This is a genomic window from Streptomyces sp. NPDC047072 (assembly GCF_040643855.1).
In the GTDB taxonomy this organism is placed as follows: Bacteria; Actinomycetota; Actinomycetes; order Streptomycetales; family Streptomycetaceae; genus Streptomyces.
The window spans coordinates 133,785-144,457 of record NZ_JBEYVC010000006.1 but is presented as its reverse complement, the minus strand read 5'-3'; the positions used below and the strand labels follow the sequence as shown (position 1 = coordinate 144,457).

The window sequence follows — 10,673 nt, the reverse complement described above, 5'->3', positions numbered from 1 at the left end:
GAGCAGCAGATCGCCGTTGGCGCCGATGGCGCCGCCCAGCACGATCAGCGCCGGGTCGATCAAGGGCACCACGCAGGCCACCTCGCGCTATCTGCCGGCGGCGCGGGCCGGGGTGGGCGGCGACTGGTTCGACGTGATCCCGCTGTCCGGGATGCGGGTCGCGATGGTGGTCGGCGACGTCGTGGGGCACGGCATCCAGGCCTCGGCGACCATGGGCCGGCTGCGGACCGCGGTGCGCACCCTCGCCGACATCGACCTGGCCCCGGACGAACTGCTGACCCACCTGGACGACCTCGTCGTACGGCTGTCCGCGGAGGCCGGCGGCGACGGCAACCCCGGCGAGGTGGGCGCCACCTGCCTGTACGCGGTCTACGACCCGGTCTCCCGGCACTGCACCCTGGCCCGGGCCGGTCATCCCGCGCCCGTGATGCTGACGCCGGGCGGCCCGGCCCGCGAGGTGGACCTGCCCGCGGGGCCGCCGCTGGGCCTGGGCGGGCTGCCGTTCGAGTCGGCCGAGCTGGATCTGCCCGAGGGCACCGTGCTGGCGCTGTTCACCGACGGGCTGATCGAGAGCCGGGACCGGGACGTCGACGCCGGCCACGCCCTGCTCCGCGATGCCCTTGCCGTGCCCGCCGACTCGCTCGACGAGACCTGCGACCGCGTCCTGCACACCCTGCTCCCCGCGGGCGGCTCCACCGACGACGTGGCGCTCCTGGTGGCCCGCACCCTGGGCCTGCCCGCCTCGCAGGTGGCGACCTGGCACATCCCCGCCGACCCGGCGCTCGTGGCGCCGATCCGCAAGCAGGTCGTGGAGCAGCTGGCCCGCTGGGACCTCAGCGAGGTCGCCTTCACGGCCGAGCTGGTGGTGAGCGAGCTGGTGACCAACGCGATCCGCTACGGCGCCCACCCGATCCGGCTCCGTCTCATCCATGACACGACCACGCTGATCTGCGAGGTCTCCGACACCAACCACACCGCACCGCACCTCAGACGCGCCAAGACCTGGGACGAGGGCGGCCGCGGGCTGCTGCTGGTCGCGCAGCTCACCCAGCGCTGGGGCAGCCGGCACACCACGGACGGCAAGACGATCTGGTCGGAGATCACGCTCCTGGACGAGGAGTGAGTCTCACGGCGCGCCCGCCAGCCAGGGCCTGACCTGCCTACGGGCCTCGTGCAAGCGGGACTTGAACGTGCCGAGCGGGATCCCGGAGCGTTCGGCGGCCTCCGCGTACTCCAGCTGGCACAGGTCGCGGTAGACCAACGGCGCGACCAGGTGCGGGTGTTCGCGCTCCAGCCGGTCCAGCGCCTCCAGCAGATCGATCCGGGACCCGGCGATGACACTCGTCGTGCGCGGGTCGGCCTGCCGTTCGGCGTCGATCGGGGCGGGCTGTTCGGCCGAACGCCGTTTCAGCTCGCGGTACTTCTGCCGGGCGCAGTTGGCGACGACCGTGTACAGCCAGGTGCTGAAGCGGCTGCGCCCCTCGAACGTGCCGATCTTCCGGGCCACTTGGAGCAGCACGTCCTGGGCCGCCTCCTCCGCGTCCTCGCGGCAGGGCAGGAAGCGTCCGCAGCGCCGCAGCACCTCGGGCCGGATCACCGCGAGCAGTTCGTCCAGGGCCGTCCGGTCGCCCGCGGCGGCACGCCGTGCGAGTTCCTCGGCGGGCGCCGCTTCGTACACCGGGTGCTCCCCTCCGGGTGGATCTCGGCCCAGGCATAGTAGTCGTATGCACTCCGTCGAGCGGATCGGCCGCTACCGGCTCGAACGGCGCCTGGGCACGGGCGCGTTCGGCACGGTGTGGCTCGCCCACGACGACGTCCTCGAAGCACCGGTCGCCGTGAAGGTCCTCGCCGACAACTGGACCCAGCGCCTCGATGTGCGCGAGCGGTTCCTGTCCGAGGCGCGGATGCTGCGCCGGGCCGCCTCGAACCGCGTGGTGCAGGTCTACGACATCGGCGAACTCCCGGACGGGCGGCCGTACTTCGTGATGGAGTACGCCGACGGCGGCACCCTCGCCGATCTGCTCACCGCCGGTCCCCTGGCCGTCCCCGAGGCGCTGCGGCTGACCGCGCTCGCCGCCCGGGGCGCGGCCGCGCTGCACGAGGCGGGGATCGTGCACCGCGACATCAAGCCGACCAACGTCCTGCTGCGGACCTCCCCCGGCGACGCCCCGCGCGTGCTGCTCGCGGATCTGGGGCTGGCCAAGAGCCTCGCGCAGGCCTCGGGGCTGACGCTGGCCGCGGGCTCGGCGGGTTACCGGCCGCCGGAGCAGGCCGAGCCCGGCGGGGGCGTGGACGAGCGGGCCGACGTCTACAGCCTGGGCGCGGTCGGCTACCACCTGGTCACGGGGACGGTCCCGGGCGCGCCCGGCAAGATGGAGCGCCCGGACCGGCTCCGGCCCGGTCTGGATCCCGGCGTCCAGCGGGCCCTGCTGCGGGCGCTGGAACCCGACAGGGAACGCCGTTGGCCGACGGCGCAGGCCCTCGCGGAAGAGCTGGAAAGGCTGGCGACGGCGACCCCCACCCGGCAGGGCCCACGCCTTCGCAAGGTGGCTCTGGTACTCCTCGTGGCCGCTGCCGCCGGTGTGACGGCCCTCCTGGTGAACCGGCACAGCGCTCCCGCCGAGGTGCGGGTCGAGGACTCCACGGGCCGGATCTCGGTCGAGGTGCCCGCGGCGTGGGCGCGAGAGCTGCGCGATTCCGGGTGGGATCCGCAGTCGGTGGGGCTGCCTGCGAGCCATGAACCGGGCCTCGTGGTCGCCGTCGACCTGGGCGCCTGGCAGAACCTCGCGGCCGATACCAACGGCGTGTTCGTCGGCCTGAGCGACGGGACGGTCGGCACCCTGGCCCACCCCGGCTGCCACTCCGAAGGCTCCCGCTCCTACCGCGGCGAGGAGTGGCGCGGCACCCTCCACACCTGGGACTGCGGAAGCGGCGGGACCCTCACGGACGCCGGGCTCGCCCCGGCGGACGGCGCCGCGCAGCCCCGGCTGTACGTCCAGATCCGGCAGCACGGCGGCGCCTCCCGGACCGACCGGGTGCTGAACTCCGTACGCGTCGAAAAGTAGCCGTACGCGCGAACTTTTCCGGCCCCCGCCGCATCGCACCTTTATGACGGGGCACAAGGCGCCCGTACGCGCGCGTGCGTGGATTCTCCGGGAGTGTGGAGACATGAGGAACAGGTCCCAGAAGGTACGGCGGGCGGCCCTGCTCGCCGGCCCGGTCGCGGTGCTCGGTCTGCTGGCCGGGTGCGGCAGCGGCGACGGCACGGCGAGCGCCCCGCGCACGGAGTCCGGTACGGCCGCCCCCGCGACCGGCGGAACGACCCCCACCCCGTCCGCGTCGGCCGGCGAGAGCACCGGCGACGCGCCCAGCGGTGTCCCCACCGACGCGGTGAGCGACTCGTTCCCCCCGACCACGCCCGCCCCCGCGAGCACGCGCTGCCACACCTCCGAGCTGAGCGCCTCCGTCGGGCGCAACAACCCGGGCGCGGGCCAGGAGAACTTCCCGGTCGTCCTGACGAACAAGTCGAGCCGCACCTGCACCCTGTACGGCTATCCGGGCACCGCCTTCGTCGACGCGTCCGGCAAGCAGCTGGGCCCCGATCCGACGCGGTCCTCCGGTGACGCGCAGACCGTGAGGCTGGCTCCGGGGCAGAGCGCCTGGGCGGGGCTGTCCTTCGCGAACCCCGAGGTCAGCGGCGCGGGGACGGCCACCCCGGCCGCCCTGGTGGTGACCCCGCCGGACGAGCGGGACCCGTTGAAGGTGACGTGGAAGGGCGGCGAGGTGCCGGTGTCCGGGAACGAGGCGTCGGTGCGGCTCATCCCCTTCAGCCCCGGCACCGGCGGCTGAGGGGCGGCGGTCCGACCTCTTACCGGGGCCTGATTTCATGGCCCTGCACACCCCCGCTCGTCTCCCGAAGGACCCGCCCTGAACACCCCGCTCGCCGAAGCCCTGTCCGTCGTCCTGCTGGTCGCCGTCCTCGCCTGGGCGGTCCTGCGCCCCTTCGGATGGCCGGAGGCGGTCCTCGCGGTCCCGGCGGCGGGGCTGGCGATCGTCTCCGGTGCGATCTCGCCGGACCACGCCTGGGCGGAGGCCGAGCGGCTCGGGCCGGTCGTCGGTTTCCTCGCCGCGGTACTGGTGCTCGCCCACTTCTGTGACGTCGAGGGGCTCTTCCAGGCGTGCGGGGCGTGGCTCGCGCGCCGGGCGGCCGGGTCGCCGGGGCGGCTGCTGACCGGGGTGTTCGTGCTGGCGTCGGCGATCACGGCGGTGCTCAGCCTGGACGCCACCGTGGTGCTGCTGACACCGGTGGTGCTGGCCACCGCCTCCCGGATGGGCGTCCGCGCGAAGCCGCACGTCTACGCCTGCGCGCACCTGTCGAACACGGCCTCGCTGCTGCTGCCGGTCTCCAACCTCACCAACCTCCTCGCCTTCGCGGCGAGCGGGCTGAGCTTCACCCGGTTCGCGGCGCTGATGGCGCTGCCGTGGCTGGTCGCGATCGCGGTCGAGTACGGGGTGTTCCGGCGCTTCTTCGCCTCCGACCTGGCCGTGGTCGACGAGTCCGCCGAGCCGGGTGAGGAGCCCGAGCTGCCGCTGTTCGCGCTGGTCACCGTCGGCTGCACCCTGGCCGGGTTCGTGGTGGCCTCCGCCTTCGGGATCGACCCGGCCTGGGTCGCCTGCGCGGGAGCGCTCGTGCTGGCGGTCCGCGCGCTCGTCCGGCGCAGGGCGACGCCGGTCTCGGTGGTGCGGGCGGCGGCGCCGGCCTTCCTGGCGTTCGTGCTGGCGCTCGGGGTCGTGGTGCGGGCGGTCGTCGACAACGGGCTCGACGGCGCCCTGCGGCACGTGCTGCCCGACGGGACGGGACTGCTCGCGCTGCTCGGCATCGCCGCGCTGGCCGCCGTACTGGCGAACCTCATCAACAACCTGCCCGCGGTCCTGGTCCTGCTGCCGCTGACGGCCGCCGCCGGGCCGGGCGCCGTGCTCGCGGTGCTGCTCGGGGTGAACATCGGCCCGAACCTGACCTACGCGGGCTCCCTGGCCACGCTGCTGTGGCGGCGGATCCTGCACCGGGACGAACACGAGGTAGGGCTCGGCGAGTTCACCCGGCTCGGCCTGCTGACCGTGCCGGCCTCGCTCGCCGCCGCCGTGGTGGCACTGTGGGGCTCGCTCCTGGTGCTCGGGGTCTGAGCGAGGCCCGGACGGGGGCCGGTCAGGGCCTGGGAGGGGCGCCGGTCAGGGCCCGGAGCGGGGAGCGCCGGTCAGCGACTGCCGCCGTATCCGCCTCCGTAGCCACCGCCATACCCTCCGCCGTAGCCGCCGCCGTATCCTCCGCCCCAACTCCCCTGGCCGCCCTGGCCGTTCGAGGAGCAGTAGTACGGGTTGTAGTAGCAGTACGGGTTCACCGTGGCGCTACTTGACGGCGTCGGCGTGGTCTTGGGTGTCGTCGGGGTCGCGGACGGGGTGGGGGTGGCCGTCGGGGTCTTCGTGGGCGCGGGGGCCGACTTAGGGGTCGGGGTGGGGCTGCTGTCCGCGTCCCAGCCCACCGCCTCCATCTGGATGTCGGTCTTGGAGGTGTCGAACACCCAGCGCTGGGCCGGGCCGTCGTCGCGGGTCTTCAGCACCAGCGCGCCGGACCCGTCCGTGGCGGCCGGGGTGAGGGCGAGGTCCTGGTCCCAGCGCGGCACGAGGGTGCCCTGGAGCGTGAAGTCGTAGCGGATGCTCTTCGCGGCCGCCTTGGCGACGCCGTCACACGGCGCGAGCCGCACCGAGAAGCCGAGGTGGGAGTCCAGGCACAGGTCGGGGTCGGCGCCGGTGCGCAGCAGCCCGTCGGACTCGTACACCCATTGCTGGCCCTCGGCGGCAGAGCACTCGGTGAGTTCGGTCTCCGCGCCCTCGACGACCTTCTTGCCGACGACGCCCACGCACAGCCCGGACTCGACGTTGTGCAGCCGGCCGCGCAGATCGCCCTGCTTGGCCTCGCCAGAGCCGACCCAGGACGGATCGCTGGTGGAGGAGGCCGAGTCGGAGCCCGGCGCCTCGGAGGGGGCGGACTCGGTCGCGCCGCCGCCGTCCCCGGAGCCGAGGGCGGACCACAGGACGAGCGGGATCACGACGAGGGCGCTCACCGTCACCACGGCCGCGGTGAGATTGCGGCGCGAGGTGCGCCGGGAGGTCTTCGGTGCCGCGCGACGGGACGGCGCGCGCCGGGTCCCCGTGCCGGAGCGGGCACCGGACCGGGCGCGGGAGCGGGGGCCGGGGATGCCGGGCGCGTAGTCCGGGGCGGGGGGCATTCCGGCTGGGGGCATTCCGGCGGGCGGCATCCCGGCCGACGGCATGCGGGCGGCGGGTATCCCGGCGGTGAACGACTCGCCCGCGAAGGGGCGGCGGGAGAAGGGGTCGGTGCCGAACGCCTCGCCCACGTACGGCCTGGCCGCGAGCGCCTGCTGCTCGGCTGCCTCCACCGCGCCGGAGCCGTCCACGCTCATCCGTGCCTGCACATAGGCGCGGGCGCCCCAGCCGAGCACCGCCTCGGCGAGCGCGAGGCCGAGTCCGCCGTTGAACTGGTGCAGCTGGTCCGCGGTCTGGGCGCAGTGCCGGCAGCGCTGGAGGTGGCCGCGCAGATCGGGGTCGAGGTCGATGCCGCCGCGCCGGTAGGTGACGTCGAGCAGCCGGAGGTAGTGGCGGCACTCCTGCTCGGGGGCGAGTTCGCGGTGGACCTGGAGGCACTCCTCGCGCAGCCGGTCGCGGGCCCGCTGCAGTTCGACGCGGGCGTCCTCCTCGTCGAGACCCAGCAACCCGGCGGGGACACCGAGGGGTTCGGCCTCGACCTCGGTGTGCCACAGCACGCAGCGCGCCGACTGGGGCAGCCGCTGGAAGGCGCCGGACAGCAGACGCCGGTCCGCGGGCGGCAGCAGCCGGGCCGCGGCCCGCTCGCCGCCCTCCTCGGATCTGAGCTCCGGGTGGAGCATCTCCCGTCTGCCGTCGGCGTCCCACTCCGCGGCTATGCGGCGGACGGTGACGAGCAGATGGGGCCGCCAGGCCGCGGTCGGGCCGGTCTGCCGCAGCGACTCGCCGAACAGGCGGGTGAAGGCCGCGGTGGTGAGCATGCCGGCGGGGCGCGGGCCGTCGGTGCACAGCCGCGCGTAGGCGAATGCGGCTTCCCAGTGCCGGTCGAGGAGTTCGCCGACGGGGTGCAGCGCGGGCGTCGTACCGCTCCACTTCTTGAGCTCTGCGCTCAGCTGTTCGTCCGTCGCGTCGTACGGACGAGCCGGTGTGGGCGAATTCGACAGGCCTGCGTCATTCACGGCGGCATTCCTCCCGAGGGCATGCTTCATATATGTCCATACCAATGGGTACGTCCGCCTGGGACAGCTCTTTTGAAGCGCGAGGGGCGTACTGAAGGGGTCCTGCGCGCACAGTGGAAATGTGCATGGTCTGTGCGCTGACGAACCCCACCTTTACACAGGTCAGCAAGGTGGAACAAGAGATCCAACGGTATTGCGCATTGCGGTCGCCCCACACGGTTTTGACGCACCGCCAAACCCGACTGCTTTACCAATTGCCGCTCTGTCGACATTTACTTCTCCGTGCCAACCATTGAAGGTCCACTACACAGCGCTTTCGGGCGGACCCGTCAGGTCATCGTTCAACCATTGGGCGGCACCCCGGTAGGCACCGGGAGGTGTCCCGTAGCGTTCCCGGAAAACCCGGTTGAAGTGGAAGGGACTGGCGAAACCGGACGCGGCGGCGACGCGTTCCACGGAGAGGTCGGTGCCCTCCAACAGGCGGGCCGCGTGCCACAGTCGGGCCTCGCGCAGCGCACGCATCGGTGACTGGCCCGCCTGCCGGGTGAAGAGGTGGGCGAACCGCGAGGGCGAGAGCGAGACGCTGCCCGCGAGCGAACCGACGGTGTGCGGGGCGCCGGGGTCGGCCGCGATCAGCTCCTGCGCACGGCGCACCCGGGGGTCGGCCCCGCCCGGAACCGGCGTCTCGCGCGCGGCACCGGCCGTGAGCAGCACGACCTCCTCCAGTGCGCACAGGGCGAGTTCACGGGCGGCGGCACCGTGGGCTACGGCCACCGGCTCCTCCGGAAGCTCCATCGTGGGCGGGGTTCCGGTGCCCGTCCAGCGGGCGTCGGCGAGCATCCGGTGGAAGGCGGCCTCGATACGGAGGTGCGGGCGGTCTCCGGACGGGGTCGGCGGCACGACGTACATGCCGTCGCCGAGCTCGTACGGCCGCAGCCAGCCGCTCCACGACGGCCTCGCCCCGCAGTGCACCCACCAGAACTCCCAGTGCGCGGCGCCCTGTTCGACGTCGTAACGGTGCGGGACGCCCGGGGCGAGCACCACGAGGTCCCCGGCGCCGGCGCCGGTCTCGGAGCGTCCCTGCCGCAGCCGTCCCCGTCCGGCCGTGGTCCAGGTGAACAGCCAGCTCTCGGAGCCCCGCGGACGCTGCACGCCGTACCCGGCGGGCTGGTCGAAGCGGCCGACGACCACGAGACCCGGCGGCGGGGCGGGATCACCGGGCGCAGCAGTCTCGGGCAAGCGGTCAGCCTTCACGGGCATCCTCCTGGGACGGACGGCCTCCTAGCGTGACGAGTGGACCACACCTCACCTGGGAGCGAACGCATGACAGCGACAGACAAGACCGTCCCCCTCCTGTCCGACCCGGGACTCCGCCAGTTCCAGGAGGACGGCTTCACGGTCGTCCGCGGGCTCTTCTCCTCCGACGAGATCGACCGCCTCTGCGCGGAGTTCGCGGCACTGCACGCGGGCGGGCCGGTGCCGGGGCACTTCGAGCCGGGCGAGTCGGCGGACCCGCTGCGCCGGTATCCGCGGGTGATGCATCCGCACGAGATCAGCGACCTGTCCCGCAGGCTGCTGCTCGACCCGCGCCTCGGGGACGTGCTGGAGCGGCTGCTCGGCGAGGAGGTGCTGGCCGCGCAGAGCATGTTCTACTTCAAGCCGCCGGGGGCCCGGGGGCAGGCGCTGCACCAGGACAACTTCTATCTGCGGGTCGAGCCGGGCACCTGTGTCGCCGCCTGGGTGGCCTGCGATGTGATCGACCGGGACAACGGCGGCCTGGAGGTCGTGCCGGGCACACACCGGATGGACCTGTTCTGCCCGGAGGAGGCGGACCCGGAGGTGTCGTTCGCCCGGGAGTACGTGGCACCGCCCCCGGGGCTCGCGGCGGTGCCGGTCGACATGGCTCCGGGGGACGTGCTGTTCTTCAACGGCAGTGTGGTGCACGGCTCGCAGCCCAACCGCACGACCGACCGGTTCCGGCGCTCGTTCATCGGCCACTACGTCGGGGCGTCGGCGGAGCGGATCGGGCACTACTACCGCACGATGTCGATGAGCGGCGAGCGGGTGTCCCTCCTGGAGAGCGAGGGCGCGGGCCCGTGCGGCACGGAGTTCGCGCCGCAGGGGCCCCACTAGTCGGTCGTGGCCGACAGGCCGACGTGTGCCGTCAGCTGTGGCCGACGATCGGGCGTGCCGTGTACGGCCGCTCCAGTTCCTCGATCTCCTTGTCGCTGAGGCGGAGTTCGACCGCGGCCGCCGCGTCCTCGATGTGGTGGGGCTTGCCCGCGCCGACGATCGGGATCGTGTCGCGGGCGAGCAGCCAGGCGAGGGCGACCTGGGCGCGCGGCACGCCCCGGTCGGTCGCGATGCGGGTGACGGCCTCGACGATGGAGCGGTCGCCCTCCTGGTAGAGGCGGCTGCCGAAGTTGTCGTTCGAGCTGCGCTCGGTGACGGTCCCCCAGTCCCGGGTCAGCCGGCCGCGCGCGAGCGGGCTCCAGGGCAGCACGCCGACGCCCTGGTCCGCGCAGAGCGGCAGCATCTCGCGCTCCTCCTCGCGGTAGAGGAGGTTGTAGTGGTTCTGCATGGAGACGAACTTGGTCCAGCCGTGCCGCTCCGCGGTGTACTGCATCTTCGAGAACTGCCACGCGAACATCGAACTCGCCCCGAGGTAGCGGACCTTGCCCGCCTTCACGAGGTCGTGCAGCGCCTCCATCGTCTCTTCGACCGGGGTGTGCGGGTCGAAGCGGTGGATCTGGTAGAGGTCGACGTAGTCGGTGCCGAGGCGGGTGAGGCTGTGGTCGATCTCGGTCATGATCGCCTTGCGGGAGAGCCCGGCGGCGTTGGCCCCGGCCCGCATCCGGCCGTTCACCTTGGTCGCCAGCACGATCTCGTCGCGGTTGGCGAAGTCCGCGAGCGCCTTGCCGACGATCTCCTCGCTGGTGCCGTCGGAGTAGACGTTGGCGGTGTCGAAGAAGTTGATGCCGGCGTCCAGTGCCTGCCGGATCAGTGGCCGCGACGCCTCCTCGTCGAGGGTCCACTCGTGCACGCCGCGGTCCGGCAGGCCGTAGGACATGCAGCCCAGACAGATCCGCGAGACGTCCAGGCCCGTCGAACCGAGCTTCACGTACTGCATCGTTGCTGCTCCTGCCTTCGGGATGGGGTTAGAAGGGAGCGTACGACTTCGAACCGGCCGGGGGTTCGGGTTGGGGCGACGGGGGTGGGGTGTCGGGTCGGGAGGTCGGGGGTGGGCCGGGTTCTGGGGACGGGGCGGGAGCCGGAGGATCGCGGGGCGAGCGCCGGAGGCCGTGAGCCGGTTGGCGACGGGCCGAGGACCAGGGGCCGTGAGCCGGAGAGCGGCTGGCCGGGAGCCAGGGG

At 73.1% G+C, this 10,673-nt stretch carries 9 protein-coding genes; 5 read left to right on the top strand and 4 right to left on the bottom strand.

Annotated elements, in window-relative coordinates; genetic code table 11:
* Positions 1-1,123 (top strand): ATP-binding SpoIIE family protein phosphatase (locus tag ABZ896_RS04615; protein ID WP_360921829.1); only part of this gene is annotated, 1,123 nt, incomplete at its 5' end.
* Between the two features lie 3 nt (positions 1,124-1,126).
* Here the strand turns inward: ABZ896_RS04615 and ABZ896_RS04610 are convergent.
* Positions 1,127-1,678 carry an RNA polymerase sigma factor gene (locus ABZ896_RS04610; RefSeq protein WP_360921826.1) on the bottom strand — a complete coding sequence of 184 codons (552 nt, stop codon included), beginning with the start codon at positions 1,676-1,678 and terminating at the stop codon, positions 1,127-1,129.
* Between the two features lie 46 nt (positions 1,679-1,724).
* Between ABZ896_RS04610 and ABZ896_RS04605 the strand changes: the two genes are divergently transcribed.
* The 3 genes from ABZ896_RS04605 to ABZ896_RS04595 all read left to right on the top strand — a co-directional run bounded on the left by ABZ896_RS04605 (position 1,725) and on the right by ABZ896_RS04595 (position 5,184).
* Positions 1,725-3,065, top strand: a complete 1,341-nt coding sequence (locus tag ABZ896_RS04605; protein ID WP_360921823.1) for a serine/threonine-protein kinase — start codon at positions 1,725-1,727, stop codon at positions 3,063-3,065.
* A gap of 103 nt (positions 3,066-3,168) precedes the next feature.
* Positions 3,169-3,849: a DUF4232 domain-containing protein gene (locus tag ABZ896_RS04600; protein WP_360921820.1), complete on the top strand. Its 681-nt coding sequence runs from the start codon at positions 3,169-3,171 to the stop codon at positions 3,847-3,849.
* A gap of 78 nt (positions 3,850-3,927) precedes the next feature.
* Positions 3,928-5,184: an arsenic transporter gene (locus ABZ896_RS04595; RefSeq protein WP_360921848.1), complete on the top strand. Its 1,257-nt coding sequence runs from the start codon at positions 3,928-3,930 to the stop codon at positions 5,182-5,184.
* A gap of 71 nt (positions 5,185-5,255) precedes the next feature.
* Here the strand turns inward: ABZ896_RS04595 and ABZ896_RS04590 are convergent, their stop codons facing one another.
* The gene (locus ABZ896_RS04590; protein WP_360921817.1) at positions 5,256-7,301 is read right to left on the bottom strand and encodes a ricin-type beta-trefoil lectin domain protein; all 2,046 of its coding nucleotides are present in this window, start codon (positions 7,299-7,301) and stop codon (positions 5,256-5,258) included.
* 303 nt (positions 7,302-7,604) lie between these two features.
* Complete coding sequence (locus tag ABZ896_RS04585; protein ID WP_360921814.1) at positions 7,605-8,561, bottom strand: helix-turn-helix domain-containing protein; 957 nt, start codon at positions 8,559-8,561, stop codon at positions 7,605-7,607.
* Positions 8,562-8,624: 63 nt separating this feature from the next.
* Between ABZ896_RS04585 and ABZ896_RS04580 the strand changes: the two genes are divergently transcribed.
* A complete protein-coding gene (locus tag ABZ896_RS04580) occupies positions 8,625-9,434 on the top strand; it encodes a phytanoyl-CoA dioxygenase family protein (protein ID WP_360921811.1) in 810 nt (269 codons plus the stop codon).
* Between the two features lie 31 nt (positions 9,435-9,465).
* Here ABZ896_RS04580 and ABZ896_RS04575 read toward each other — a convergent pair whose 3' ends face one another.
* Positions 9,466-10,431 carry an aldo/keto reductase gene (locus ABZ896_RS04575; protein ID WP_360921808.1) on the bottom strand — a complete coding sequence of 322 codons (966 nt, stop codon included), beginning with the start codon at positions 10,429-10,431 and terminating at the stop codon, positions 9,466-9,468.
* Positions 10,432-10,673: the final 242 nt, after the last annotated feature.

Excerpts from the sequence above, each read along its gene's own strand:
- ABZ896_RS04605 (WP_360921823.1), top strand. The coding sequence starts at position 1,725 with ATGCACTCCGTCGAGCGGATCGGCCGCTACCGGCTCGAACGGCGCCTG.
- ABZ896_RS04600 (WP_360921820.1), top strand. The coding sequence starts at position 3,169 with ATGAGGAACAGGTCCCAGAAGGTACGGCGGGCGGCCCTGCTCGCCGGC.
- ABZ896_RS04585 (WP_360921814.1), bottom strand. The coding sequence starts at position 8,561 with ATGCCCGTGAAGGCTGACCGCTTGCCCGAGACTGCTGCGCCCGGTGAT.
- ABZ896_RS04580 (WP_360921811.1), top strand. The coding sequence starts at position 8,625 with ATGACAGCGACAGACAAGACCGTCCCCCTCCTGTCCGACCCGGGACTC.
- ABZ896_RS04575 (WP_360921808.1), bottom strand. The coding sequence starts at position 10,431 with ATGCAGTACGTGAAGCTCGGTTCGACGGGCCTGGACGTCTCGCGGATC.